Here is a 26,121-nt window from a genome sequence, read left to right on the forward strand (position 1 = left end):
AGTTAGTTAGTTAGTTAGTTAGTTAGTTAGTTAGTTAGTTAGTTAGTTAGTTAGTTAGTTAGTTAGTTAGTTAGTTAGTTAGTTAGTTAGTTAGTTAGTTAGTTAGTTAGTTAGTTAGTTAGTTAGTCGTATTTCTTTTTATTCGTATACACAGTTTCGAGCCTAAGTTCGTTAGGGATTGATTTTGCTGAATTTTTGTTTTTCAAAAACGTATTTTGCCACGATTCTGTCACAAAATTTGAATTGCTAAATATTTATAAAAAACTGCTCTAATTTTTGCAGCCCAAAAAATAGCAGCTCCGCTTTTAAACAAGAAAATAAATGACGCTTTTCTGGTTTCTGTTTTTTTTGGGGATATAGCTTATATAGCCGTATTCATTTAAATCCTTTATGCACCTGTGATACGTGGCAGAGCCGGTTGTATTACTTTAGGTTTAATGTTGTTTTTCAGGAGCTTTTCCCGCTATCCGCTCTAATCTTCTGCGCCGAACCCCGGTGCAGAAGGATTTCCGCTGCTATCGGGGCTAAAAAGTTAAATAGACAATTTGGAATAAGCCAATTTCTGACCTCAATGGAACAACAGACAATAGTAAAAGTTATTTTTGCAGCTCAAAAAATAGCAGTTCTACTTTTAAACAAGAAAATAAATGACGCTTTTCTGGTTTCTGTTTTTTTTGGGGATATAGTTTATATAACCGTATTGATTTAAATCCTTTATGCACCTGTGATACGTTACAGGACCTGTTATTTCGCTGTTTTCATAGGATAAAGATACGCTATAGTCCTGCGAAAGACAAGGGCAGAAATAATCGGGTATTAAGTTAATCGGGTGTTAAGAGCTGCCGCTGGAAATTAATTTGGAGCGGTCGGCATTGTCAATTGTATTTAATATTTTTTTTAGGTTTAATTTTATTTTTTAGGAGCTTTTTCCCGCTATCCGTTTCAATCTTCTGCTCCGAACACCGGCGCAGAAGGATTTCCACTGCCATCGGGGCTAAAGGTGCAGGGAAGCATGGTCTGTTTTTGGAGAACTGGATATTTGAAATCGAAAGATAAAATTATTATGCTGATACTGCTGATAAATGGTTATGGGAGGCAGTCAGACCTGGATCCTTGAGGCTATTTAGTGCGATGGTTCTATTTTCATTTCACCGAGGTAGCGGCATCGGCTTTATTGGAGAATAGCAGGCCGCTGTCAAGAAATTGCACTGACCATCATATTTTTGCTGCTGGAACTAAAAAATTAACTAATTTAAGAGCAGATTATTTCAGTAGCTATCATCAGCTGAAATGAACGGCAATTGTAGATTTAATTGGGAAAAGCGGTTAGTTATGGATCTGAACGAGGGGATTGAAAGATTTTTGCGGGCACAGGGGAATGTGTACCATCAGGCACTGGATGAAATAACGAAAGGAAAGAAGCAGAGCCATTGGATGTGGTTTGTATTTCCCCAGATCAGAGGCCTGGGATTCACCGAGTACAATGTGTATTTTGGATTAAAGGACCTTAATGAAGCCTCTCTTTACCTTAATCATCCCATACTGGGTAAACGCCTGATCGAAATTTCAGAAGCGGTTCTGAGCCATGATGGCTTGACGGCACTGGAAATCTTTGGAAAGCCTGACCAGCGGAAGCTCAGATCCTGCATGACGCTCTTCAGCAGGATTTCGAACGCAGATCCTGTTTTCCTGAAAGTATTGGAAAAATATTATCACGGCCAGATGGATGATAAAACCCTAGCAGTCTTAGAGTCGCAAAGTCAGCAGCGGTAAATTTAATGCGTGTGCTGAAGTCTGAGCTGAATACAGCCTGGTAAGGCCGTATCTTACAGATCAACGTATATTATTTTTACGTTCTCCCGATGCTCATCAATCAGCCTGCCTATTTCATCCTTAAGCTCCAGGTACTTAAGGGCGGATTGCTCATTTTCCTTTTTCCTTTCGACTTCAAGCCTTTCGCTTCTCTGTGCGGGATTTTCCTGACCCGTTTCGGTATGTCTGGAATCTGTCTGCTGACCGTCTGTGCCCGTACTTTCCAGCGCATCTTTTTGCTGCCCAGCGGCCTTTGCATTGCGGAAGCACAAGAGAATATAGTCTTTAAGCAGAGCCGTACACCTGTGGACATGCTCGCCAAATCCTGCATCTTCATCCAATAATTCATGCGGATAGGTGTAATTGATGATTTCCATTCTGGAGTGCAGGTCAATTTTAAAGTAATCTATAAATTCTGCGTTTGTCACTCCGTTAAACTTATCCATTTCCATAACATTGTTTTTTAGATTTGAAAACCGATCAGGTTTCCCTGATAGGGAAAAGCGAAATTCTCAATTTTAACCGACTGGTCCAGCCATGCGGATTCGTCCTGGCGTTTGAGCATAATGGGCATCCTGAGCTTATGGTTATGGATGTACTGCATCAGATCATTGGCTTTTGTAGTTACCATGGTATAGGTATTTTTAATCTGATCTGTCAGAGGATCTGTCCACGAAGAATACAGCCCTGCAAAAGTGAAGATTTCATCATCCTGCGAGTTGATCTGGTATTTTTCCTTGCTTTTTCCCTTCTGGTCATTCCAGTGCCATTCGTAATAGGCAGATGCGATTATAAGGCATCGGTTATGGGTTATATTCTTGAATGATGCTTTCTCGTCAATGGTTTCAATGCGGGCATTGAGCGTGTTTTTCCTGAACTCGATGTCTTTTGCCCAGGAAGGCAGAAGCCCCCAAGTATAATCCGTTGTGATGAGATGCGGAGAGGAATTCAGTATAATAGGGATGTTGGGATGGGAGAACCCATTTATGAAATCAGACTGCAGAAAGGTCTCCTCGTTGTCGAGTTCGGCATTAAAGCGTCTTTTTAGATTTTCTATCGAAGCATTCTGCTGGGTGTAATAACACATAAATTTTCCGTTTTAAAGGCTGTTTTAATAATGTCTTATCCTCTTACAAATATGCCCTTCGCAGGGCTTTAGTCTTTTTAATTGCGCTTAAGTTTGACAAAGCGATCTTATGGAATCTTACCCAATAGACATCAAGCGCATTGAAAGGCTCATAAAAGAAAATGAGCAGCGAAAGCAAAAGCTTAGAAAAAGAAACAGCAGAAAACTGATGTATGGCATGCTTGTTTTCCTCTTTCTGTTTTTGCTTCTCTATCAAAATTAATTCATTATTAGGACATTGCAAACTAAATAGTCAAAATTTCATTCTGTGGCGCGGCAGATTAATTTCATGATCCTGCGGATAAGGCTGGCGGTGGGTGCTGCTGACATCCTGTTTGATATTGTGCTGCGTAGTATACCTTTTTTCCGAGTCAGAATATCTTGGGTCAGGAATGAAAGGCATTTTCGCCATCCTTGAAATGGTGATCGTCGGGAAATGATAGTCAATTTCCACAGTCCCTAAAAGCAGGTAGCAGCCTCCTCCCTGAAACGGGTTATTTGCCAGACTGTCCGGGAAATGCGCCGTATCAAAATAGGCTCCTTCATTATCGATCCATGTCCCGAAATACATATTGCCCCTTTTGGTCGGCACCTGTTTGGTCGAGATCAGGTAGGCCAGCATACGCACCTGCTTTTTATGGTATTTTAATAAATCTCTTACCATGACATCTCCGCGGTGCTTTGTCTGCAGCAGATCAAAAACGGTGCAGGAAACCGGAAAATTTAAAAGCTCGATTTCATCAAAAGCATCCTCAAATACCGAGCGCTCCAGAACAGGCAGCTTGAATTCCTTTGCGGGCTGCTCAATGAGCATAAGCCCGCGGTTTTCAGGCTTGAAATTATTCATCAGAAGGCTTACCTGCACCAGCAGCTGGTTTTTGGTTTTTCCCGTAAATCGGAAAGCGCCTATGAAAATAAGGGTCTTTACATTCTCGATGCCCATAGGAACCCTGTTTATGAAATCCTCCAGCGATTTATAAACGCCGTTTCTCTCGCGCTCAAAAGCGATGAACTGCGAGAGTTTGGAATCAAGACCCTGCAGGTGTATAAAGCCCAGATAAATATCGCTGCCGTATAGGGCAGTTTCATATCCGCTTTTATTCACGCAGGGCGTGTGGATAACAGCGCCGGCCATTCTGGCTTCATGCACATAGATTTCTGTTCTGTAAAATCCTCCCTGATTATTGATTACGGCAACCATAAATTCAATAGGGTAGTGCACTTTCAGGTAAAGGCTCTGGTAGCTTTCCACTGCATAGGATGCCGAGTGCGCCTTGCAGAAGGAATAGCCTGCAAAGGATTCGATCTGGCGGTAGATTTCATGGCTCAGCGCTTCGGGATGCCCCTTTGCTGCGGCGGCAATAAAGAAATCATCCTTTACTTTCTGAAGGGCGGCTTTTGAGCGTCCCTTGCCCGACATGGCACGCCTTAAGATATCTCCGTCAGCAGCTGACAGCCCGCCGTAATGCAGGGCAATTTTTATCACGTCTTCCTGATAGACCATAATGCCGTAGGTTTCTCCGAGCTCATTTTCAAAAACCGGATGAAAATATTCAAATTTAGAGGGGTTGTTATGGCGGAATATGTATTCCTTCATCATTCCCGACTGCGCAACACCGGGACGTATAATCGATGATGCGGCCACAAGGGTTTTATAGTTGTCGCATTTCAAACGGCGCAAAAGGCCGCGCATGGCAGGGCTCTCGATGTAAAAGCATCCGATGGTTCTTCCTTCGGCAAGATATACGTTTGCGGACTTCTCGTTTTTTGAGATTCTCGTGTCGCGGATATTGATGCGGATTCCTCTGTTCTGCTCAATTATTTTTACCGTGTCATCAATATGTCCGATGCCTCTCTGGCTGAGGATGTCAAACTTGTCAAAACCGATATCCTCAGCGGTATGCATGTCAAAGAGCACTATCGGGAATCCTTTGGGAGGCATTTCCAGCGGCGTGTAATTGGTCAGCGGCTCTTCCGAGATCAGGATCCCACAGGAATGCATGCTGCGCATGTTGGGATATTTCTCCAGCATCATGCCGTATTCCTGCACGAGCTTAACGATGGAATTGGTCTGGTGGAGTTTCATGGGATTTTTGGCCAGCATATCCAGCTCGTCCTTTGGAAGACCGAAAACCTTGCCGACCTCGCGGAAAATCGAGCGGTATTTGAATTCCACATTAGTGCCGCAGAAAGCCACATTCTCATAGCCGTAGCGGTCAAAGATGTATTTCAGGATCACATCACGCTCTTTCCAGCTCCAGTCGATGTCAAAATCGGGAGGGCTCTTGCGGTTTTCGTTCAGAAAGCGCTCGAAATACAGGTCAAGCTCCAAAGGGCAGATGTCTGTTATTCCCAGACAGTACGCTATAATGCTGTTGGCTCCCGACCCCCTTCCGATATGGAGAAAACCCCGGCTGCTGCTGTAGCGTATGATATCCCAGGTAATGAGAAAATAGCCGCTGAATTCAAGGTCATTGATCACTTTGAGCTCTTTTTCCACACGCGCTTTTGCTTCGGCATTATGGCGTCCGTACCGCCATACCAGACCTTCTTCGGCCAGAGTGGTCAGAAGGGCAATGTCTCCCGCTTTATTTTTGGTGTAATATTTTTTGTTTTTCGGACTTTCAAAATCATAATGAAAATTACAGTGCTCGATGATGTGCCTTGTATTCTGGATAATCTCGGGATAATCTTTATACAGGGCAATAAGTTCTGCTTCGGGAATCATCATATCTGATTTTCTGCAGCAGTCATCAGGTGTGAGTTTGGACAGAAGTTCATTGAGGTCAACCGCGCGCAGGATCCGGTGCAGGTTGTATTCCCTTTTGGTGCGGAACACCACCGGCTGAAGGATAACCATCTTGGAAATCTTCTTTTTAAGTTCAGGCATAAAAAGCCTTCCGAGCTGGTCTGGCTCAATGCCGATATATTCATTTTCGCCAAGCACTGCCGGCGCATTTTCCAGCGTATAGATAAAATAAACCGAGTCAAAAGACGGAGCCTTTTCCGGCAGGGGATTTCCACTGAAATTATGATCGGTCAGAAACCTGTTCATCTGGGCAAGCCCTGCAGCATTTTTGGCCAGACCGATATAGCGGAATTTATGCCTGCAGCGGAACTCTATACCGACAAGCGGTTTTATGCCTAAAGCTTGGCAGCCTTTTATAAAATCATAAATTCCCGTGACGGTATTGATGTCGGTCAAGGCCGCAGCCGTCACGCCGCAGTCCGCTGCCTGTCTTATCAGATCATCCAGCGGAATGGTGCCGTAGCGCAGCGAATGAAAAGAGTGGCAGTTGAGAAACATGATTTATTTTTTTCGTTTTAAAATTTCGTCTTTGTTATTGGGCTTGAAAGATGCGCCGGCGCATCGCATCACGGCATCAAAGCCGTAACGGGTCTTCATTCTGTCCATTGCCTGATACAGGGCAAGCATTTCTTCGGTATCATTGAATAGGTCGATCTGATAAGTTCCCCTGACCAGACCGCTGAAGCGGACTCCTATAAGGCGCAGTCTCATCCTTCGCTGGTAGAGCTTTGTAAAGAGATCCGTCACCGTCTGGGTCAGAATATGATCCGCTGAGGTGTAGGGCACCCTTGACTGCTTGGTTTCGGTATCAAAATTGGCGTATCTTATTTTAACGGTCACCGTTGAGGTGAGCCACTCTTCGGCGCGCAGCTGATAGGCCAGTTTCTCCACCATTCCCTGCAGGATTCTGTTTAGTTTTAATACGTCAATGGTGTCCTGTGAGAAGGTATGTTCGGTTGAAATTGATTTTCTTTCCGTGTAGGGCTCCACAGGCGTGTTGTCAATCCCATTGGCTTTTTTCCAGAGTTCGGTGCCGTTTTTGCCGATCATCTGCTGCAGGGATTCGGCTGGCATTTCAGAAAGCGTCTGAATGGTACGGATGCCGATTCTCGAAAGCAACTCAAAGGTTTTCTGTCCGACCATCGGGATTTTTCTAATGGAGAGCGGATTCAAAAAGGACTGCACCAGGTGCTCGGGAATTTCAAGGTTCTGCTTCTGCTTGCCCTCGCCGGTTCCGATTTTCGAAACGGTTTTGTTGACCGAAAGCGCAAAGGTGAGGGGGAGCCCCGTTTCTTTTGTGATGCGCTGTGCCAGTTCATCAGTCCATCTGTAGCTGCCGTAGAATCTATCCATGCCGGTAATGTCCAGATAAAATTCATCAATGCTGGCTTTTTCCACTACGGGCGCCTTTTCCTGAATGATTTCGGTAATCTCGTGGGAAAGCCTGGAATAGAGTTCCATGTCGCCTTTCATAATTTTTGCCTGAGGGCAGAGCTTCATGGCCATATGGATCGGCATGGCCGAGCGCACGCCGAATTTTCTGGCTTCATAGGAGCACGAAGCCACAACGCCTCTGTCGCCGCCGCCGATGATAAGCGGTATGCCGTTAAGTTCAGAATTTGTCAGCCTTTCGCAGGAGACGAAAAACGTGTTCATGTCGATGTGTACAATAGCCCTGCTCATAATCTTAATCATTTTATACTTGTCAAAATTAGTACAGTCAATAACAATTTTTAAAAATAAAATGTTCTAATTAATAACAAAATTAAAAAAGCCTTATTTTTCAGGGCATAAAAAAAGCACCGGTTTAGGTGCTTTTTTGCTTTATTAAGAATTTACGGAAGGATCAGAATTATTCTGAAGCAGGCTCTTCGCCGGTCGGCTGGCCGGCTGTTTTCTTCATTAGAATGTAAAAATCCCGCAGATGCCACCATGCCGGGCAGCGGTCTACAGGACCGTTAAAGTTTCTTATAGTCGAATAGCAGCTGTTGAGGAAAACCTGCGTGTCGGTAATATTTGCCCATTCCGTCAATCTAACTTCCTTTGGTGGAGGATTGTTCTCAAAATGGCGTTTTATTTCTTCATGGTTCATGCTGTAAAATTAATCAAAAAACTATAATCTGTCAAGACCTGAAGCCTTGTATATGCTATAGTGCAGCAGCAATTCCAGTTAAAATCGGCTTCATTTTTCATGCGGGTTATTTTTTGCCTGGTACTTTTAATAAATCACTTATCTTATATCTTTTTCTGTTACCAAAAGGGCTGTAACTTTTAATTTTCATTGTGTCTTATATTTTCCTGTAGTTGTTACTTTTTTTACGCCTAAAATTGCCAGCGCTTCTTTTGTACTGGCAGATTGCTCCGTACATTTATTTAAAATTAAAATAATGCCTTTCTCTAACTTTTAAACAAGAAAATAAATGACGCTTTTCTGGTTTCTATTTTTTTTGGGACGCAAGTTTATACAGCCGTATTCATTTAAATCCTATATGCACCTGTGATACTAGGCAGGGGAGTTTTTTTTACATCATAAGGGGCTGGATTTATAGAATAGCGGTCAGGTGATCAAGGGGTAGGTTATATTATTTTAGGTTTAAATGTTGTTTTTCAGGAGCTTTTTCCCGCTATCCGCTCTAATCTTCTGCCCCGGACCACGGCGCAGAAGGATTTCCGCTGCTGTCGGGGCTAAAAAGTTAAATAGACAATTTGGAATAAGCCAATTTTTTGCTTCAGCCGGGCAGCAGTTATATTAAAAAAAATAAGAGCACGAAATTCAAATATTATGAAATTTTAAATCATTTTAGAGCTGGTTTTATTTTGCAGCCGCAGAGCTGGGTCTTTCACAAAGCACTTTTTCTCCTAAGTCAAATTATATTCTCGAGGCTGGTGATGATTCAATAATTAATTTGGGATGCGGGCCGCCTGCAGTGACAGGGTCATAAAGATATTTTTGTTAGCCCTCTGCATTGTATTATTTCGATAATTCGATCTTTAAGTTTAATTTTAAAACTCTGTCAGGATTTCTAAACAAGAAAATAAATGATGCTTTTCTGGTTTCTGTTTTTTTTCTTGGACATAGTTTACACAGCCGGATTCATTTAAGCCTTTTATGCACCTGTGATGACAGGACCGGTTGTTTTTGGCTGTTTTCATAATTCTCTGCCTATAAATGGAGGCAGCTCCATAATTTTATATCCACATAAAGTCCATTAATAAATAGAGTTAACTTTTTGTGGAACAAAAGCATTACCTAAGTAATTAAATTTCTGAAGGATTTTCCTGAAAAATTTTCTTCTTATGGTTTAATCCCCAATCTTTCATAGCATAAATAATTGGTGTTAAGGTATCTGCATAGGGTTCTAAGCAATACGATATTTTGACAGGATAATCGTTTGTTATAATCCGTTTGATCAGCTGGTGCTGTTCAAGTTCCTTAAGTTCTTTTGAGAGTACTTTGGGAGTTAGACCGGGAATGCTTTCTTGAATTTCAGTAAATCGGCTGTTTCCTACACCTACAGAAATAATGATGGATAATTTCCATTTTCCATTAATTACTTCAAGCGTGTCCCGTACTGGCTTAACGGTATTTAGGCACTCACAATACGGTTTCTTTTTCGGCATGATGAATTATTTATTTCGCTTTCCTTTAGGAAAGAGCTATACAAAGGAAAGTAATTTTGTTTAATTTTGCAATATAATTAATCAAAATATTCAATTTATGAATGCTGTGGGAAAAATGCTTATTGGACTTCATCTTGGAAATGGATACGGATCTCAATCGGGAGCGTGGCGTATGCCGGGAGTTGACCCCGAAAGCTACACGAGTTTTGATATCCGTGTAAAGCAGGCTCAGGCTGCAGAGCGTGGAAAATTTCAATTTATATTTTTGCCGGATGGTCCCGGTGCAGTTATGACAGATATTGAAACTGAATCTCCCGTTTTCAATCTTGATGTGATGATGACCCTCGCCGCAGTGGCCAGAGAAACTCAATATATTGGATTGGTGGCTACCGGATCAACCACTTTTAATGAACCCTTTAATCTAGCCAGACAATTTAAGGCCTTGGACATTATGAGCCATGGCAGGGCAGGATGGAATGCAATTACATCAAGCGGAGAAGATGTTGCAGCCAATTACGGAAGAAGAATTCCGTCGAGCCAAGATCGTTATGGACGTGCTCATGAGGCTGTCCAACTCATTCAATCACTTTGGGGGAGCTGGGGAAAAGATGCCTGGATACACAATCAAAAGAGTGGGCAGTTTGCAAAGAAAGATCAGATTCTTCCAATCAACTTACAAGGTAAATACGTCGGTTCAAGAGGACCACTGTATATTCCACCATCCGAACAGGGACAGCCTATCATCTTTCACGCAGGCGGCAGTCCCAACGCACATCAGTTGGCAGGACGCTTTGCTAATGTGGTGATAGGTGCAGCATTTACAATTGAAGATGCAAGAGCGCAGCGTAATGCATTTAGAGCGGCAGCAAAAAGTTACGGTCGTGATCCGGATGAAATCAAATACATTGCCGGACTGATGACCACCATTGCCAAGGACAGGCGCACGGCGCTCGATCGACGAATACAATTGGGAGGCAGTTCACTTATACAAAAATTTGAGTACCTGCAAAAAATGCTGGGTATTCCACTTGATCTTTCCTTGATAAATGAACCAATTTCAGAATCGCAGCTGGAAAATGCCCGTCCATCTCCTTATGATCCCCGTTCTTCCAATGCATTGAAAATTGCCAGGCAAGGCTGGTCCGTTCTTGATATTCTTGCCCACGGCGTGATAGATTACCATCCTGTAATTGCAGGGCCGGGCGTAGAAGCGGCAGATCATATGCAGGCTTGGTATGAAGCCGGTGCTGCGGATGGGTTTTGGATTTCACCGGATGTTAATTCGGATGGAATTGACGCCTTTGTGGATCAGGTTGTTCCGCTGCTACAGGAGCGCGGGCTTTTCCACATAGAGTATGAAAGCAAAACTTTGCGCGGACACCTTGGAGTTCCGGATCAATATGGAATTGATCCAAGGGTTTAAATTGAAAATTATAACAAATAAAACTTATATAATATGAAAATAGGAATAATTGGTGCCGGTGCAATAGGCGGTACGATTGCTAAAAAAATGGCACAAGCCGGTCATGAAGTGAAAGTGAATAATACAGATCAGGCTGAAAAATTAGAGGCCCGTGCTGAGGAGTTGGGTGCTGCAGCGGCAACACTAAAGAATGTTGTAAAAGATGTAGATGTCATTATTTTATCACTGCCTACCATAGCAATACCAACTTTGCCTAAAGATTTGCTGGCAGGCGTTCCGGAAAATGTAATTGTGGTAGACACATCCAATTATTATCCATTCCGTGATGCCGATATTGAAGAGATCAAAAACGGAAAAGTAGAAAGTGTCTGGGTATCCGAGCAATTGGGAAGGCCTGTTGTAAAAGCTTTCAATAATTTGCTGGCAGAGACGCTGGCAAACGGCGGAAAAAACAGCGGTGCTGAAGACAGAATAGCAATGGCTGTGGCGGGTGATGATCCGCAGGCTAAAAAAGTAATTGCCTCATTAGTTAATGATGCCGGTTACGATGCAGTTGACTCGGGCAGACTTTCTGAATCCTGGAGACATCAGCCAGGGACTCCTGCTTACTGCACGGAACTTAATGAAGAAGAATTAAAACAGGCGTTATCTGATGGTGTAAAAGAAGCAGCACCGTCATTAAGAGATAAGGCCATAGCTGATCTTTCTGCCCTGCCTTCCTATCCATCACATCCGGAGGTAGTAGAATACAACAGAGGATTGTTTCAAAAAAATCCTAAGTCAAAATAATTTATAATGTCTGCACTGCAAAATCCCTCTTCATAAATGAGATGGGATTTTGTTTTTTTATATTCCCTCTTTGAAACAGTAAACCAGAGCTGCAGCAATTTCGTTAAAATGTTTCATTATTGCCTACTTTTGTATCATAACCCTCTGTACTGTCTGTGCGAACTTTGTCCATATCAAAATATTAAGAATTAATATCATGGCAAAAACAATTTTTATAACAGGTGCATCGCGTGGATTCGGAAGAATTTGGGCAGAGGCATTTTTAAAATGCGGCGATAATGTGGTTGCGGCTGTTCGCAATCCTGAAACACTAACCAAGCTTAACAAAGAATTTCCATCATCTCTTTTGGTGCTAAAACTGGATGTTACTGATCGAAACGAAAGTTTTGAGGCAATTGAAACTGCAAAAAAGCACTTTGGCAGTATCGACGTGTTAATAAACAATGCCGGTTTTGGACATATAGGGGCGGTAGAGGAATTAAAAGAGCAGGATGTAAGAGCTCAGTTTGAAACCAATGTACTGGGATCATTATGGGCTATTCAGGCAGTTCTGCCTATCATGCGCCAGCAAAAATCAGGACATATCATTCAGCTTTCAAGTGCGCTGGGTTTGAATACCGTATCTTTAATGGGGCTGTATAGTGCAGCTAAATTCGCTGTTGAAGGCCTTACTGAAACACTCGCGGGTGAAGTAAGCCGATTTGGCATTAAAGTTACCATAGTAGAACCAGGTGGTTTTTCTACAGATTTCTTCGGGACCACTTCTCTTGCACTCAGCGAATCAATACCAGCTTACGACGGTGTACGAAAAGATTTTTATCAGCATGCCGGCGAGCAGGATTCAGGTAACCCTGCAGCCACTGCCAAAGCTCTTGTCAAGCTTGTTTATTCTGAAAATCCGCCGCTCAGATTACTGCTGGGAAAAACTGCTTTTCCCTGGGTGCAGCACACTTATGCAGAAAGACTGAAAACATGGGAATCATGGCAGGATGTGTCGGTGGCGGCACATGGCTAGTGGAAGTTTAAATTAACAGAATCTAAATTTACCGGATCTGTTTTTACAATTAAGAACAATGATACATTTCAAAAAAATCAGCGATCTGCATGAAGCGCTCAATATTAAACCTCCCCAGCACCCGCTCTTTAGTGTCGCATATGGTGAACGGGACACCTGCAGTGGTAATAATATTCTAGAGTTTTCATCTGAATTTTATATTATAGGATTTAAAAAATTGAAATCTGGAAGCATGCAGTATGGCAAAACAAAATATGACCATGACCGTGGTTCCATGTCCTTTACAAAGCCCCAGCAGAAAGTAGTCTTTAAAAATGTGGAATTGGAGGAAAAGGGATTTCTAATTATGATTCATGAAGACTTTTTACCGGGAACAGTCCTTTATAACGAAATCAGGAAATATAGTTATTTTGATTACGAGGTTAATGAGGCTTTACATCTTTCACCTGCAGAGGAGGATATCATTTGGAATCTGTATTTCAATATTGAAAAAGAGTACAACAACAATACTGATGAACTCAGCAAAGCTATTATCGTAAGCCATCTGGATTCCATGCTTAAATATTCACAGCGCTTTTATAAAAGGCAGTTTATAAACCGTACAGAGCTCACCGGTTCTACAGTCACGAAGTTTAACGCTTTGCTTGCCGCTAATTTTGAAGAAAGAAAAACAAAAAATATTGGATTGCCAACGGTATCTCTTATGGCAGAAAAGCTGAATATATCTTCCCGATATTTAACTGATTTGCTCAAACAGGAAACAGGAAAGACGGCCCTGGAGCTCATTCATCTTTTTTTGATCGGCGAGGCAAAAAATTTACTGACCGAAGGCGAACTGAACATATCTCAAATTTCTTACCTGCTTGGTTTTGAAAACACGACTTATTTTTCACGCCTTTTTAAAAAAGAAGTAGGGAGCACGCCAAATGAGTTCAGGGCAAACATCTTAAATTAAAAGTGGTAAACATCATAAAAAAAGTAAGAGATAGACTGAATAAAGAATTATTTAAAAATACATAAAGTTAAAAACAATAAAAAATGTCAAACAATCAAAATAAAATAGCATTAGTAACGGGCGCAAGCCGTGGACTTGGAAAAGATTCGGCTTTACAGCTGGCGAAAAAAGGATTTGATATCATCCTTACCTATCAGACCAAAAAAGAATTTGCGGACCAGGTGGTAAAAGAAATTGAAACTATTGGACAAAAAGCGTTTTCATTGCCTTTGGATATTTCTTCAACTGCCGGTTTTGACCAATTTGTAACTGAAGTAAAAGATGTTTTAGATGCTCAATTTTCTTCTGCAAAATTAGATGCGCTGGTAAACAATGCGGGTATCGGAATTAACCAAAGTTTTGAAACAACAACAGAAGAAATTTTGGATGCAATGACAAATATCCATTTCAAAGGGCCTTATTTCTTAACTCAAAAACTATTACCATTACTGAATGAAGGCAGCAGCATCGTGAACACGTCTTCCGGTCTGGCAAGATTTTCTTTTGCTGGATATTCTGTTTATGGCGCGATGAAAGCGGCAGTCGATTCATTATCAAGATACCAGGCTTTGGAATTGGGAAGCAGAAAAATAAGAGTTAATTCTGTTGCTCCAGGGGCCATTGAAACTGATTTTGGCGGGGGTGTTGTACGTGATATTTCAGATTTGAATAAACATCTGGCTTCTGAAACTGCTTTAGCAAGAGTCGGCTTGCCTGATGATATTGGAAGTGTAGTAGCCTTTCTTTGTTCTGATGATTCCAAATGGATTAATGCGCAGCGAATAGAAGTTTCGGGCGGATATAGGATATAATTACATTGATAGCAGAAAAGCTGTTCGGCTGGTTTAGAATGGTTTTTTATGCGTTAGTTTTATCAATCCAAAGGTTTTTTTTAATCAACAAAAACGAGTTAAGTTATTATAGGATAATAAAAAATGGCGCCAATTGTCTTCAATTGGCGCCTTTTGGCTTTGTGACCTCGACTGGACAAATTTCTATAAATTTTATGGAAGATTTAAAGAGTTTGGCTTACTATATGAAGGCGTGTAATTGAATGGCTTCAATAATTTGGTTTGGACGTCCTGTCGGGGATCAGAGTAATTGCAGCACCAAAAACAAATCGTTAAAGCCTTATATTAAAACATCCTTGACTTTTTGTGGCAAAATTGAAAGCAGCTCCAAATATCATGTACCACAATTTTGCCATAAAATTTAAATTACTGAATATTTATCAAAAACTGATCTGATTTTTGCAATACAAAAAATATCAGCTCCAATTTTAAACAATAAAATAAATGACGCTTTTCTGGTTTCTATTTCTTTTAGGGATATAGTTTATATAACCGTATTGATTTAAATCCTTTATGCACCTGTGATACGTGGCAGGACCGGTTATTTTTGCTATTTTCATAATTTCATGCCTGTAGGCTTTTATAGGATTGATGTTGCCTTCATTTGCCCTGAATTGAAGCAGTGCCGCAAAAATGCCGATATGGGTAATGCTGATGCGCTGGTCTTTTTCTATCGATCTAAAGAATTCAGTTAAAGGGTTTAATTGTTCCATCACTGCTGCATTTTAGATTTTATTCCTTTTTGGACAGATTGTTTCGGCAATGCTGCTGCCTGGTTTTTTGATGAAGCTTTCTGGATTTTACGAAAATGCTGGTCATAGATATTCAATGATCTAAACTGCGGATTGGCCTCTATATAAACCTGATTTTCTCTTCCATTCTTAATCAGCACAGCAGATACGCTGTCACCCTGCCTTAAAGCATGTTTTAGTTTCTCCATTTCATATGTATTAGATATCTCTTTTAAAGGAATGGCCTTTAAAGTCTTTTCTAAATCATAAGCATATTCATTTCGAAATTCTTTTAAGTGATAACTGCCCGAAGCGTCTCTATCATTAAAGTCGAGCTGAAACCATGATTGGTTATGCTCTACAGAACGGCCTGACAATAAATTATAAGCTTCATTCACCTTAAAATTGTTTTCCAGCGCATTTTTAAAATAATATTCCCTGATGTCTTCTGGTCTAGAATTATTCTGCAGGCTGCTTTTAAATCCATCAAGTTCAAAATGCCCTTCAGCATTTTTTGAAAAGGAAAGGGTATGAGTGATCTTTTCTTTTTCATTAAGGTAGTAGGATAGAGGAATGCTGAAATTTTCCTGTTCCTTGTCAATAAGATTTTTTAATTTTTCGGATAAATCAGGAAAGCCGATACGCTGCACTTCTTCGTTAAGCGAATTGAAGTTTCTTTCGTCTTTTTTTGCCTCACTGCGGAGTGAAAGCTGATTTTGCGTGCTGGTGATTATTTTCCTCAGGATACGTGAAATGAAACTTGGATATAATTGTTTTGACATCCTTTGGATCTCCATTTTAAGGATTCGAAGCGTATGCTGCTCCTCAATATTTTTTGAAGATCTGTATTTTGTTCTGATTCTCTCGAACTGGCGCAGTTTCTCGGCCAATAAAGATCTGTTTTTAGCCGGAGTAATTGAGAAGAGCGTATTGAAACGCTCCTCTCTTGCTTTCCATTGGCTGAATTCCATTTCTACTCTATTTACGGGAAACTGCGGGTTCATCATCTAAACTTTAATAATTTAAAAATCTCTAAACCGAATTAGACTGCTGTCTTCTTTTTTTTTGTTTGTTCGCCGAAGGGATTTCACTGTTCTCGTCAGTGCTCTCAGACTGTTTTTTATCAGATTGTTTTTCTGAAGTTTTTTCTCCTTCTGATTTTTTCTCTTCCTTGCTTTCTCGATGATTGATGCGCTGGAGGTTTCCATCATATACATTAAGAGTCTTAAACTGAGGATTTGCTTCTACGAACATTTTGCTCTCGACGCCGCTGACAACAAAAGTCACAGACTGAAGGTTTCCTTTTTTAAGGGAGTTCATAAGGTCTTCCTTGTATTGCGGCGTACTGAGTTCTTTTATGGAGTGCTTCTCAAGACTGGCTTCCAGATCATAGCCGTAATTCTGATGATAGTGGCTGATCTTAAAATTTCCGGAATTGTCTGTCTGTTTAAAATCGAATTTTAACCAAGAATTGTAGCTTTCTCCTTCTTTAGTTTTAAGATCTTTATTCACCGAACGGCCTTCCATTAAATTATAGGCTTCTTTGAGTGTAATGCTGGTTGCATCATTATTGATGTAAAAGGTCTGCTGCAGTCCCTGCCTGTTTTCTTCTTTCTGAAGATTCACACGATAGGAATTAAAAAAGTACATATCAGTCTGGTCTGACTTCTTGAAGTTCAGCTCAACCGTTACGGTGTCTCTGTTTGGAACGCCATTGTTCATAATGCCGGTGTGCATGATTTTAAAATCCTTATCTCCTTTCAGCATGTTTTCTCTCAATTCAGCATCGAAAGTTTCTCCAAATCCAGTATATTTCAGCTGGTCTTTCAGGTAATTTAAATTATTCTCATTCATAATATTTGTATTTAAGTTATTTTCTGGTAATTCCTTGTTTTCTCTTGACAGACGGACAAACTCCGTAAGATCAAGTTTCTGATTGCTGTACAGATCAATTCCGCTCTGCATGACTGTCTTTAAATCATTTATAAGCGAATCGATCGGCACGCTCTTAAAATAGTCGATATCATTAACCCCCACCAGACAATGGTCCTCTGCGCCCATTGATGTCCTGAAAAAAGCAATATTATCGCTGTCAGCTGATAGATTAACAGGGTGGGCGGCATAGCGATAGCCTAGTGAAGCCATTTCCTCTGCAAAGCTTAACAGCATTTCGGTTTCATTGATATTTATATTCATAAGCTGCTTTTTAAGTTTTTTAGGATGGTGCCGGGATTATGGCAGCGGGATTACTTTATCGGCCAGATTTTTTTTAATATTAACCTCTAAGTGGCGTCCGCCATTCTTTTCCTGCAGCTGGAGCGTTAAAAGCTTATTGTCGGGAATGGTAAATTTCTCCAGTGCAAAAACTTTTACTACTTCAGACTTATCAGGAATCACCGCAGATGATGAAGTGCAGTACAGCGGCTGGATCTCAATTTCCTGCGAGGCAGTTCGTTTTGATTTTCGCTGGTCTCTTATGAAAAAACGCAGCTGGTCGATATCGTAGCTGATTTTGGATTTATTCTCAATTACTACGCGCAGATACAGCACATCCTCATGTATAAAAATGCCATTGACCTCCAGTTTTAACTGAAACTTAGTTTTTTGTAACCCGCTGGTCTTTATTTTTTTTGATAATGCCAGTGAAGCAGACTGTTCTATTTTTTTCTGATTTTCGTTTACCAGGGTAAATAGCACTTCCTTACTTGCAGCTAAAGCATTTTCTGCATTTATATTCAGATCAGGGCAGTCTTCATTGTAGTTCAGTACAAATACATACAATTTTGCATCAGATGTAACCACTGTCAGGTTAGTCTGGAAAAAATATTGTCTCGCCGCTTTTACAAGCAGAATATTCTCGACCCCTTTGGCTTTCTGCACCAGAACATCTGTACTCCCTTTATCGATGCTTTTAATCGGGTAGGGAAAAACGATGCTGGTAGTTTTCGAATAGCCGATCTGAAGATTTTCATAGTGGTCTTGATAAAAAACAGTTTCCCTGCTCTTTAGCTGGGGATGAGCCCAAACAGAAACCAGCAGCAGACTCATTAAAAACAAATAATTAATTCTTTTCATCTTATTCTATTTTATGGTTTTAAATCCTTTTGTTTTTCATCATATAACAGCACCTTGTATCCTGCTTTTACCACAACTTTTATGAGTTTTACCTTTTTGCTCATAAGACTTTTGGCCGCCTCAATGCCCATTCCCGCAGCCTGTGCTCCCCATGAATCAGTAACACCGGTAAGTCCTAGTGTCTGAATCGAGCGGTCGGCAGATGCCTTAGCCGCATCCCTGTTAATGGCCCCCGGAATATATATGCCCTCAATTCCGTCCATATCAAAGACCGAGAGCTGCACCGGGAAAATAGAGCCATGATGCTGGAGGTTTTCTATCTTTATTTCAAGCCTTTCACCTTTCAATGCCGCCATGCCGTATAAAAAAGTGTTTTTCGGTATTGTTCTTCCCTGAAGTGTAATATCGGCAGTGAGCCTTAGTTTAATTACTGATCCATTTACAATGGTCTGTGTTTCGTGCACGGCAGCTTCAAGTGCATTCTGCTGATGATCTGGATTTAAATCCTCATCTGCCGTGAAAAAAGCGTTCAATTTAAAGGGCTCGGCAGGTATTTCATTTTCTTGGAGAGAAGTAATATTGTCCGCCGTTTTTTTAGGGACTGCGGAATAAACTTTTCCTTTTTTTTGTTCGGAATTCTGTTTTAAACGTTCCTGCACTCTTGAAGGATGCTGGATATCCAGGATATTTTCCAGCATGCCTCCGAGCTGCTGCAGTTCCGGGTCCGGCTGAGTTTCGCCCATTGCGGACATCATCTGTTCCAAGTTCTTAATCTGGGCAGATGCTTCATTTGATGAACCGTAGTTTTCAAACTCCCTCATATCCTGCCCGTAATTTTTAGCCGGTGCAGGCTGGCTGATGGTTTTCTGGAGCAGCTGCAGCTTTTCGTAGATTTTCTGCTCGTTTTTGTCCTGCGTGGCCAATGCATTCAAGCTGCTTCTTTTTTTTGAAAAACTCTGGGAGGCAAAATCCAGTTCCGAGAACTCCTTCAAAGATTCTTCAAGAACTTTTTGATTGGAATAGTTGGGATCTTTTTTGATCTGCTCCTGAAGTTTGATGGAATCTACAGCTGCCTTGTCATAGTAGCTCATTTTATCCAAAGAAGAATCTTCTTTGAAATTTGGCAGCGGGAGTTTAAAATTAAATCCTTTCTTTATTTCATTTTCAGCCGCTGCGGCTTCCATTCTTCCCCCTCCAAGGATGTAAAAAAGAATGGTAATAAAAGGCAGTGTTATTACCGGCAGAACCAGAAGCATTTTACGTTTTTTGGCTTCTTTAATTGATATTGTCTTGTTTTCCATGTTTCTAGGTTTAATGGATTATTTTAATTTTTGCAGTCTGCTCTGAAATTTTTGCCTTCTGGGCTTCCTTTCCTGAAAAGGCATTATAGAGGTTATAAATAAGATAGCCTGCTGATAGGATAACAAATAGGCTGAGAAGAAAAATGAGCTTTCTCTTTGAACACCCTTCCGCGAGACCACTCATTTTTTCTGACCATTTTTTTTGGACAGATAGATAGTGCCTATGGTATGTGAATGGAGTTTCCCGTTTTTTAAACAGTGATTTCATAACCCGTCATTTTCGGTTTTCAACAGTCAGATCTCTGTTTTCAATCGTATTGAAACGTTCGATTAAAAAACCATGCGGATTGTTGTCGCTTCTTGATACATTGCGCAGGCTTCCTTCGGTAACCAGGCTTCTTTTTAAAATGCTGGTGGTTCTGATGATGTTCTGCCTTGAGAAACATTTAAAGCGGTAGGGATAGTCCCGTGTGTCGACAGTTACACTGTCAATCTGGATGGTCTGGCTTATATTTCCTGAAATAATCCCGGAATAAAAGCCGTTTTCTTTCAGGTCATCATAAATCCTTTTCGCGCTTTCGTCCGCCAGATACAGCGCTTTAGAGACATTGGTTTTAATGACCTTATCATCCGGATCCAGGGTAAAGAAAAACTGGTGAAAAGTTTTAATATGATCTCGTGCTTCAACAGGCACATTATCCTTTCTGTCCGACGCATATGCTTCCAAAGCTTTTCCAGCCGCCAGGATATATATTTTATCCTGCATGCGGCTGACAGTCTGAAAGCTTCTGCTTACAGTGTAGCAGCAGATCACAGCGCAGCATAAAATAACCAGTAAGGTAAATCCTCTCACATATTTAAATGCAGTGTCTATATTTTTCATTTTAGTGAACATGAGCGGATCATTTAAGTTTGTTTTGAATTTCCTTTGAGCCTCTCGCTCATATAATTTCCTTTCTCCTCAAAATAAGGAGCAGAGGAGGAGGAGGCAGACATGCTCTGCGACATCCTTCCAGCGGCATTTCCCATTGAATCCAGAACCATTGCGGTTCCCTGCGATGTCTTGGAAACCGCTGAACTTGCTGAGGTGCTGAATAGGGTTGTGGTTTTCTGGGCCAGAGCCCCACCGCCTCCCGCATGGACTATGTAATTGGCAACCGACGGCACAGTGAAGTACCCTATAATGCCGATTATCATAAAAATAAGGTAAGACATATCGGTCCTGCTGAAAAAGGTATCACCGGTAGCCTGCACCTGGGAAAGATCCAGTTTGAGCATAAGTTCCTGAATCTTGCCTATAATGCTGCCAAATATATTGGCAACCGGCAGCCACAGATAAATATTGATATATCTGGCCAGCCAAACCGTAAGGGTATGCTGGAATCCGTCAAAGACCGCTATTCCAAAAACAAGAGGCCCCAGGATCGAGAGGACTACCAGCTGAAATGTCCGGAGAGTATCAATGCATAAAGCCGCGGCCTCGAACAAAACTCTCAGTACCTCGCTCAGCCATTCCTTGACTGAGTTTCTAAAACTGTAGGAAGCCTTTTCCATTGCAAATTTGATGTCATTGCCAATTCCTGCCAGCATGCTCTCATCTGATGGGTCGGCTCCGTCATGGGTGTATTTATACCATCTGTCCCGGTCCCCGGCGCCCGCCGCACCGACATACATTTTCCAGGGGTCTGTTTCTTTAACTGCCTTTTCTTTTTCTTTTAATAATACTGCAACTGCATTATTGGAGCCTGTGACCATAGCGGCAGTTGCCGTAACTGTGGGTTTCATAACCCCGTTGATAAGAGCAAGGACAGATGGGAAAATCATGATGCAGAACCCGATTACAAAGGGACGGAACAGCGGATAGAAATCAATCGGTTCGGCGCTTGCGATATGCCTCCATACTCTGGAGGCGATATACCAGATGGTTCCGAATCCTGCAATTCCCTGTCCCACTGCCAGAAGATTGCTGCACAAAGGCATCATTTCATCGTAAAGCTGGTCTAATACGGAATGAAGGCTCTGCATATCATCGCCTAATCCCTGAGCCCTTGTCAAAAAAGGAAGCAGGAACAGAACCATAAAAGGAATGCTGCTTTTGTTTTTTAATGAAAGTTTCATATCCTTAATTTTTTAATTGCTGAAGGCTTTTAGAAGCAAGCACATCATTTTTTTCTTTTGCCCTCTGCAGCAGCAGTATGTTAGAAGTAGCATTAAAATCCCGCAGAAACACGAGTTTATCCTGCATCTCAAGAAAAATAGTATCAACCGCTTCAAGTCTTTCATCATCTGACATTCTCAGCTTGTCTGCTGTAACCACCATAGTAAGCTCATCAAGATTGCGAAGGCTCAGGTTCAGAAGATTGCCGTAAACGGATTCAAAGTACTTCAGCTCCTTTTCATTGAAGTTCCCGCTTTTTGAGAATCTGCTCAGTCCGTTCCTGCTTTCTTTTACCAGCAGGATCTGATAATTGATAATGTCTGTGACTTTTTTGTAATTTTTTACCATCGGGCTCACCTGCATCAGGGCGTCTAAAAAAGTTTTGTGAAGACTGAAATTTCCCTGCGACATATCCTTAACGGTCTGGTATCCTCCTGAAAGCAGCTCATATCCCTTTTTCATGTCGCTGAGAATCTTTTTGAACTGCGATAGTTTTTCAATGTTGAGGATCAGCTGCTGTATCTCTGCTGACTGCGCATGTGCTTTCTCAGGAGTAATCGAAAAGCAGATAACCAGCCCTAAAACCAGTATTTTTTTCATGATTTTTAATTTATAATCCGTAAACAACGCTTGTATTTTTAGAGTCTTTTTTTTCTGCTGTCTTGGATACAGACAGCAGTCTGGCATCATTGCTGAAAGAGATGCAGAAATTGTAATCTTCCAGCATTGTTTCATGCAGCGCATCAATACGTTCAATTCTCTGGTTGTCCTTGAGTTCTAATTTGGCATCGGTAGTTACTGCCAGAAGCTGTTCCTGTGTATCGCTGCAGTTCTGCAGCAACCTTTCGAAAGAACGCTCAATATAATCCAGTTCGCCGCCATGAAATAAATCTGCTGTTTTTAAATCAGCTAAAGTCCTTTTACAGATTTTCATTATTTTGAACTGCATTGAAATAATTTCAGCAGTTTTATAATAGTTTTTGACTTTTGGATTAATTTTTAAAAGCGATGTGAAATAATCACTGTGCAGATTTACTTCGCCTTTTTTGGCATCACCAATAAAATGGAGCCCCTTTGAAACAGCGGAATATCCTTTTTTAGCATAGTCGATATACACCTGAAGCGCAGCAATCTGAAGCAGGAGCTCCTTTCTCTGCTTTGCCTGTCCATGGATCCCTTGTTGGGTTAATAATAGTACCGCCCAGAGTAGTAAAAACAGTTTTTTCATGATGATTGCTTTTAAATTATGGAATTCCGTAAAATTCTTTCACTTGGTTTACATCTGCTTCTGTTTTAGCCCGCTGCAGGCTCAGCAGTATGTTCTGCTGGTTAAACATCGTCAGGTCATCGTAATTGGCATCAATCTGGTCCCCGGCTTTATTGATTATTTCAAGTCTTTTCAGATCGCTCATCTGGGTTGTGAAGGATTCCAAGATCAAAAAGATCTGGTCAATATTCTTTACGCTTTCCTCCAGTATTCCGGTGTAGACACGCTCCATGTAAGTAATCTCACTTTCTTTAAAATGAGTGTCTCTTTTAAAAAGATTCCACGCTCTTTCATATTCTTCGACGAGCCTTGTCTGTTTTTTTGTAATTTCCTTTATCCTCTGGTAATAGGTGATAATGGATTTTACCTTCGCCAGCTCTTCATAATATCCTTTATAGAGATCTTTCTGTTTCTGCGTCCAGCCTGAGATTTCGTCCAGTTTTAATTTAGAGAGGACATTTTCGACCTGCTTCTGCGCGTTCTGAAGCCATATCGTTTTATTCTGCAGTTTCTGGATCCGCAGATCGATTGCCTTAATTACTTTTTTGGTTACTGCTTTTACTATTTCAAGAATGGGCAGTGCCGCAGTTTTTTCAGCAGGTCTGGCCGGAGTGCCGATAAGCAGCAGGCAGATCAGACAGGCCGTGATTTTTGTTTTCATATTTCCTTTTCATTAATTTCCATTTCGCATTTCCTGAGCCATAGCGGCAATTCCCTTTTTGATGTCGCCGCCGAACTTTTGGGCGTACGCGTTCATTTTCACTTTCTCGCTTTCCTCGGTTGTGTAGGCAAGATATTCCTCCAGCGACACCTCTGTCCTGTAAACCTTTGAAAGCATTCCTCCCAGAGAGATAAAAACCTCCTTGTATTTCTTTGCGGGATCATTGGCTTTATTTACCGAAAGCACCAGTGCTTTTTCTTTGTCGGTAAGGCCGAGAAGTTCCTGTATCTGTTCAAATTTATTCTGGTACTTGCTCTGGTCCAGCAGGATCTTGCAGTCACTGTTATTGATGATAGCCTGTTTCACTACAGGTGAAGAAATAATATCTTCCACCTCCTGGGTCACTACTATAGCTTCTCCAAAGAATTTACGAACGGTCTTGAATAAGTACCGTAAATATTCTGCCATCCCTTCCTTGGCAATAGCTTTCCAGGCTTCCTCTATTAAGATCATCTTTCGGATGCCTTTCAGCTTGCGCATCTTGCTGATAAAGACTTCCATGATGATGATGGTTACCACTGGAAAAAGGATCGGATGGTCCTTGATATTGTCAAGTTCAAATACTATAAATCTCTCCTTCAAAAGGTTTAAATTTTCTATAGCATTCAAGAGATAGTCAAACTCGCCTCCTTTGTAATAAGGACGCAGCACATAGAGAAAATTATTTACGTCAAAGTCTTTTTCTTTAACCTTGTCGCTTTCCAGAATGGCAACAAAATCATCTTTTAAAAATTCATAAAAGCTGTTAAAACATGGAAAGATGGCAGCATTAGATTCCATCTTTTCGTAATACAGCTGAAGTGCATTGGAAAGCGCCACATACTCGCTTCGGTTAAAAGTTTCATCGTCTTTTTTCCAGAGTGCAAGCAGCAGGGTTTTAATGCTTTCTTTTTTCTCAGTATCCAGATTGTCGCCCTCTGAAATATAAAAAGGATTAAAACGGATAGGACTTTTTTCATCATAGGTGAAATAGTAGCCGCTGACCATATCGCAGAGCCCCTTATAGCTGTGCCCGACATCCACCAGTACAATATGGGTTCCCTGTTCGTAATAGCTTCTCACCATGTGATTGGTAAAAAAGGACTTGCCGCTTCCCGAAGGCCCCAGAATGAATTTGTTTCTGTTGGTGCAGATTCCCATTTTAACAGGTTCATCGCTGATGTCCACATGAACCGGTTTTCCCGTTAGGCGGTCGCCGAGTCTTATGCCGCAGGGACTCAGCGATGATCTGTAGCCTGTCTCCATATTCAGAAAGCAGACCGCCTGCTCGGTGAAAGTATCAAAGGTATCATTCATGGGGAAGTCCGCCGCGTTTCCCGGGATTCCCGCCCAGTAAATCTGCGGGGCTCCTACAGTTTCCTGCTTAGCCGCCGCATCCATCTGGGCAAGGGCAGAGGAGACTTTGTTTTTAATATCCTTAAGCTCCTCTTTATTCGTGCTCCAGCATAAGACATTAAAATGGGCCTTAACGGGAAGTCTCTGCTGGGAAACAGCTTCATTTAAAAAGTCATTCGCTGCGTCCCTTGCAATCATATTTTCCCTGCTGTAGGCTGATAAAGACTGAAGCCTTAACCTTTTGCTTTCCAGCTTTTGGATTGTTTTCTGGGCATCTTCAATAAACAGGTACTGATTATAAATGTGGCTGCAGGATAAGAGCTGGCCGAGAGTGGAGGCAAAGCCGACACTGAACTTGGTTTTATCCGTCGAATAACGGTCAAAGTTGATTCTCGATCCGCATAACGCCGGCAGATCAGCGGCATCTCCCAAAGTGAAAAGCTGGCAGTGCTTGTCGCCGACTGATAAACCTTCATCAAATTTGATATCATTAAAAACAAATGAATCTTCCTTTTCAGATAAGAAACAGTACTTTTCGATTAGCCCAATTTTTCTGCTCTCGCTTTTAAGCGCTTCATTTTTCAGTCTGGCCAGCTTGACAAAACCGCCGTCTTCCATAATTCTCTTGAACTGTCCGCAGGCATCTTCAAAATCCTCAAGAAGCTGCGGGCTTAGAACATCTTCGGGAACAATGGAGCTTCTGAGCAGATTAGAAAAAAGGGAGCTTGAACTCTTTCTTCCCTGCGGTTTCTTGGTCAGCATAATATAACAGGAATGCTCCAGAAAGGGTCTTTCGTTAAAATAACGCTCACTGCTCCTGGTTAAAAAACTGCTGTCATCTCCTGTGAAATCAGCTTTATAGGCACTTTCTAAAAACCAGTCCTGTTTATGAAATACACAGAACTTTGGAAGAACTTTAATGGCTTTGATCCATGACTGGTGAAAAGCTTCGTACTCCTGATCGGATAAGGTAAAAATCTCAGGAAGTTCCGCTTTAAAAACTATTGTTGCATCTCCCTGTTTTGATAAAATGCAATCATGTTCCACTGCCATTATCGGCAGTATTCCCTCCATCTCCTTTTTCATCTTTTAC

Annotated in this window: 24 protein-coding genes; 6 read left to right on the top strand and 18 right to left on the bottom strand. The window is 41.4% G+C overall.

Translation table 11 applies throughout. From position 1 onward, the window contains the following. The first annotated feature begins 1,332 nt into the window (after positions 1–1,332). Complete coding sequence (locus ACFO3N_RS17760) at positions 1,333–1,773, top strand: DUF1810 domain-containing protein (RefSeq protein WP_379799952.1); 441 nt, start codon at positions 1,333–1,335, stop codon at positions 1,771–1,773. A gap of 53 nt (positions 1,774–1,826) precedes the next feature. Here the strand turns inward: ACFO3N_RS17760 and ACFO3N_RS17765 are convergent, their stop codons facing one another. The 6 genes from ACFO3N_RS17765 to ACFO3N_RS17790 form a co-directional block, all read right to left on the bottom strand. Continuing rightward, on the bottom strand, positions 1,827–2,264 hold the full coding sequence (locus ACFO3N_RS17765; RefSeq protein ID WP_379799954.1) for a hypothetical protein: 438 nt from the start codon (positions 2,262–2,264) through the stop codon (positions 1,827–1,829). Positions 2,265–2,275: 11 nt separating this feature from the next. Next, a complete protein-coding gene (locus ACFO3N_RS17770; RefSeq protein WP_269235575.1) occupies positions 2,276–2,899 on the bottom strand; it encodes an SOS response-associated peptidase in 624 nt (207 codons plus the stop codon). 292 nt (positions 2,900–3,191) lie between these two features. Next, positions 3,192–6,245: a DNA polymerase III subunit alpha gene (locus ACFO3N_RS17775; RefSeq protein WP_379799956.1), complete on the bottom strand. Its 3,054-nt coding sequence runs from the start codon at positions 6,243–6,245 to the stop codon at positions 3,192–3,194. A gap of 3 nt (positions 6,246–6,248) precedes the next feature. Further along, complete coding sequence (gene dinB / locus ACFO3N_RS17780) at positions 6,249–7,430, bottom strand: DNA polymerase IV (protein ID WP_379799958.1); 1,182 nt, start codon at positions 7,428–7,430, stop codon at positions 6,249–6,251. A gap of 169 nt (positions 7,431–7,599) precedes the next feature. After that, on the bottom strand, positions 7,600–7,839 hold the full coding sequence (locus tag ACFO3N_RS17785) for a DUF6965 family protein (RefSeq protein WP_207296808.1): 240 nt from the start codon (positions 7,837–7,839) through the stop codon (positions 7,600–7,602). Positions 7,840–9,005: 1,166 nt separating this feature from the next. After that, positions 9,006–9,368 carry a winged helix-turn-helix transcriptional regulator gene (locus ACFO3N_RS17790; RefSeq protein ID WP_379799960.1) on the bottom strand — a complete coding sequence of 121 codons (363 nt, stop codon included), beginning with the start codon at positions 9,366–9,368 and terminating at the stop codon, positions 9,006–9,008. A 97-nt stretch (positions 9,369–9,465) separates the two neighbouring features. Here ACFO3N_RS17790 and ACFO3N_RS17795 point away from each other — a divergent pair, with 97 nt between their 5' ends. From ACFO3N_RS17795 to ACFO3N_RS17815, 5 genes are all read left to right on the top strand, one after another. Further along, positions 9,466–10,791: an NtaA/DmoA family FMN-dependent monooxygenase gene (locus ACFO3N_RS17795; protein ID WP_379799962.1), complete on the top strand. Its 1,326-nt coding sequence runs from the start codon at positions 9,466–9,468 to the stop codon at positions 10,789–10,791. A gap of 33 nt (positions 10,792–10,824) precedes the next feature. Beyond that, a complete protein-coding gene (locus ACFO3N_RS17800; RefSeq protein ID WP_379799964.1) occupies positions 10,825–11,580 on the top strand; it encodes an NADPH-dependent F420 reductase in 756 nt (251 codons plus the stop codon). Between the two features lie 196 nt (positions 11,581–11,776). Next, a complete protein-coding gene (locus tag ACFO3N_RS17805; protein WP_379799966.1) occupies positions 11,777–12,595 on the top strand; it encodes an SDR family NAD(P)-dependent oxidoreductase in 819 nt (272 codons plus the stop codon). Positions 12,596–12,653: 58 nt separating this feature from the next. Next, a complete protein-coding gene (locus tag ACFO3N_RS17810; RefSeq protein WP_379799968.1) occupies positions 12,654–13,550 on the top strand; it encodes a helix-turn-helix domain-containing protein in 897 nt (298 codons plus the stop codon). Positions 13,551–13,633: 83 nt separating this feature from the next. Then, positions 13,634–14,401: an SDR family NAD(P)-dependent oxidoreductase gene (locus ACFO3N_RS17815; protein WP_379799970.1), complete on the top strand. Its 768-nt coding sequence runs from the start codon at positions 13,634–13,636 to the stop codon at positions 14,399–14,401. Between the two features lie 467 nt (positions 14,402–14,868). Here ACFO3N_RS17815 and ACFO3N_RS17820 read toward each other — a convergent pair whose 3' ends face one another. The 12 genes from ACFO3N_RS17820 to ACFO3N_RS17875 are packed head-to-tail and all read right to left on the bottom strand — an operon-like array spanning position 14,869 to position 26,114. Beyond that, positions 14,869–15,153: a hypothetical protein gene (locus tag ACFO3N_RS17820; protein WP_379799972.1), complete on the bottom strand. Its 285-nt coding sequence runs from the start codon at positions 15,151–15,153 to the stop codon at positions 14,869–14,871. Then, positions 15,153–16,178, bottom strand: a complete 1,026-nt coding sequence (locus ACFO3N_RS17825) for a hypothetical protein (RefSeq protein ID WP_379799974.1) — start codon at positions 16,176–16,178, stop codon at positions 15,153–15,155. Before ACFO3N_RS17825 ends, ACFO3N_RS17820 begins: the two co-directional genes overlap by 1 nt. Before the next feature lie 25 nt (positions 16,179–16,203). Then, the gene (locus ACFO3N_RS17830) at positions 16,204–17,367 is read right to left on the bottom strand and encodes a hypothetical protein (RefSeq protein WP_379799979.1); all 1,164 of its coding nucleotides are present in this window, start codon (positions 17,365–17,367) and stop codon (positions 16,204–16,206) included. Between the two features lie 36 nt (positions 17,368–17,403). Beyond that, positions 17,404–18,246, bottom strand: coding sequence for a conjugative transposon protein TraN (traN, locus tag ACFO3N_RS17835; RefSeq protein WP_379799981.1), 843 nt, complete (start codon positions 18,244–18,246; stop codon positions 17,404–17,406). A gap of 11 nt (positions 18,247–18,257) precedes the next feature. Continuing rightward, positions 18,258–19,547, bottom strand: coding sequence for a conjugative transposon protein TraM (traM, locus tag ACFO3N_RS17840; RefSeq protein ID WP_379799983.1), 1,290 nt, complete (start codon positions 19,545–19,547; stop codon positions 18,258–18,260). Between the two features lie 10 nt (positions 19,548–19,557). After that, the gene (locus tag ACFO3N_RS17845) at positions 19,558–19,815 is read right to left on the bottom strand and encodes a hypothetical protein (RefSeq protein WP_379799985.1); all 258 of its coding nucleotides are present in this window, start codon (positions 19,813–19,815) and stop codon (positions 19,558–19,560) included. Between the two features lie 6 nt (positions 19,816–19,821). Beyond that, on the bottom strand, positions 19,822–20,430 hold the full coding sequence (gene traK, locus ACFO3N_RS17850; protein WP_379799987.1) for a conjugative transposon protein TraK: 609 nt from the start codon (positions 20,428–20,430) through the stop codon (positions 19,822–19,824). 23 nt (positions 20,431–20,453) lie between these two features. Then, positions 20,454–21,665: a conjugative transposon protein TraJ gene (gene traJ, locus ACFO3N_RS17855; RefSeq protein WP_379799989.1), complete on the bottom strand. Its 1,212-nt coding sequence runs from the start codon at positions 21,663–21,665 to the stop codon at positions 20,454–20,456. Between the two features lie 4 nt (positions 21,666–21,669). After that, complete coding sequence (locus ACFO3N_RS17860; protein WP_379799991.1) at positions 21,670–22,305, bottom strand: TerB family tellurite resistance protein; 636 nt, start codon at positions 22,303–22,305, stop codon at positions 21,670–21,672. A 10-nt stretch (positions 22,306–22,315) separates the two neighbouring features. Further along, positions 22,316–22,933, bottom strand: coding sequence for a hypothetical protein (locus tag ACFO3N_RS17865; RefSeq protein ID WP_379799993.1), 618 nt, complete (start codon positions 22,931–22,933; stop codon positions 22,316–22,318). A gap of 16 nt (positions 22,934–22,949) precedes the next feature. Further along, on the bottom strand, positions 22,950–23,633 hold the full coding sequence (locus ACFO3N_RS17870) for a conjugal transfer protein TraI (RefSeq protein WP_379799995.1): 684 nt from the start codon (positions 23,631–23,633) through the stop codon (positions 22,950–22,952). A gap of 12 nt (positions 23,634–23,645) precedes the next feature. Then, positions 23,646–26,114: a TraG family conjugative transposon ATPase gene (locus tag ACFO3N_RS17875; RefSeq protein WP_379799997.1), complete on the bottom strand. Its 2,469-nt coding sequence runs from the start codon at positions 26,112–26,114 to the stop codon at positions 23,646–23,648. Positions 26,115–26,121: the final 7 nt, after the last annotated feature.

The organism is Flavobacterium chungangensis (assembly GCF_042654045.1).
GTDB classification, from domain to species: Bacteria; Bacteroidota; Bacteroidia; order Flavobacteriales; family Flavobacteriaceae; genus Flavobacterium; species Flavobacterium chungangensis.

Bases quoted from the DNA above. Each gene is read 5' to 3' on its own strand.
- ACFO3N_RS17845 (WP_379799985.1), bottom strand. From the start codon at position 19,815: ATGAAATCACTGTTTAAAAAACGGGAAACTCCATTCACATACCATAGG.
- ACFO3N_RS17865 (WP_379799993.1), bottom strand. From the start codon at position 22,933: ATGAAAAAACTGTTTTTACTACTCTGGGCGGTACTATTATTAACCCAA.
- ACFO3N_RS17765 (WP_379799954.1), bottom strand. From the start codon at position 2,264: ATGGAAATGGATAAGTTTAACGGAGTGACAAACGCAGAATTTATAGAT.
- ACFO3N_RS17820 (WP_379799972.1), bottom strand. From the start codon at position 15,153: ATGGAACAATTAAACCCTTTAACTGAATTCTTTAGATCGATAGAAAAA.
- ACFO3N_RS17775 (WP_379799956.1), bottom strand. From the start codon at position 6,245: ATGTTTCTCAACTGCCACTCTTTTCATTCGCTGCGCTACGGCACCATT.
- ACFO3N_RS17815 (WP_379799970.1), top strand. From the start codon at position 13,634: ATGTCAAACAATCAAAATAAAATAGCATTAGTAACGGGCGCAAGCCGT.
- dinB (WP_379799958.1), bottom strand. From the start codon at position 7,430: ATGAGCAGGGCTATTGTACACATCGACATGAACACGTTTTTCGTCTCC.
- ACFO3N_RS17875 (WP_379799997.1), bottom strand. From the start codon at position 26,114: ATGAAAAAGGAGATGGAGGGAATACTGCCGATAATGGCAGTGGAACAT.
- ACFO3N_RS17805 (WP_379799966.1), top strand. From the start codon at position 11,777: ATGGCAAAAACAATTTTTATAACAGGTGCATCGCGTGGATTCGGAAGA.
- ACFO3N_RS17760 (WP_379799952.1), top strand. From the start codon at position 1,333: ATGGATCTGAACGAGGGGATTGAAAGATTTTTGCGGGCACAGGGGAAT.
- traJ (WP_379799989.1), bottom strand. From the start codon at position 21,665: ATGAAACTTTCATTAAAAAACAAAAGCAGCATTCCTTTTATGGTTCTG.
- ACFO3N_RS17825 (WP_379799974.1), bottom strand. From the start codon at position 16,178: ATGATGAACCCGCAGTTTCCCGTAAATAGAGTAGAAATGGAATTCAGC.
- traK (WP_379799987.1), bottom strand. From the start codon at position 20,430: ATGAAAAATATAGACACTGCATTTAAATATGTGAGAGGATTTACCTTA.
- ACFO3N_RS17860 (WP_379799991.1), bottom strand. From the start codon at position 22,305: ATGAAAAAAATACTGGTTTTAGGGCTGGTTATCTGCTTTTCGATTACT.
- ACFO3N_RS17795 (WP_379799962.1), top strand. From the start codon at position 9,466: ATGAATGCTGTGGGAAAAATGCTTATTGGACTTCATCTTGGAAATGGA.
- ACFO3N_RS17810 (WP_379799968.1), top strand. From the start codon at position 12,654: ATGATACATTTCAAAAAAATCAGCGATCTGCATGAAGCGCTCAATATT.
- traM (WP_379799983.1), bottom strand. From the start codon at position 19,547: ATGGAAAACAAGACAATATCAATTAAAGAAGCCAAAAAACGTAAAATG.
- ACFO3N_RS17770 (WP_269235575.1), bottom strand. From the start codon at position 2,899: ATGTGTTATTACACCCAGCAGAATGCTTCGATAGAAAATCTAAAAAGA.
- ACFO3N_RS17800 (WP_379799964.1), top strand. From the start codon at position 10,825: ATGAAAATAGGAATAATTGGTGCCGGTGCAATAGGCGGTACGATTGCT.
- ACFO3N_RS17830 (WP_379799979.1), bottom strand. From the start codon at position 17,367: ATGAATATAAATATCAATGAAACCGAAATGCTGTTAAGCTTTGCAGAG.
- ACFO3N_RS17785 (WP_207296808.1), bottom strand. From the start codon at position 7,839: ATGAACCATGAAGAAATAAAACGCCATTTTGAGAACAATCCTCCACCA.
- ACFO3N_RS17870 (WP_379799995.1), bottom strand. From the start codon at position 23,633: ATGAAAACAAAAATCACGGCCTGTCTGATCTGCCTGCTGCTTATCGGC.
- ACFO3N_RS17790 (WP_379799960.1), bottom strand. From the start codon at position 9,368: ATGCCGAAAAAGAAACCGTATTGTGAGTGCCTAAATACCGTTAAGCCA.
- traN (WP_379799981.1), bottom strand. From the start codon at position 18,246: ATGAAAAGAATTAATTATTTGTTTTTAATGAGTCTGCTGCTGGTTTCT.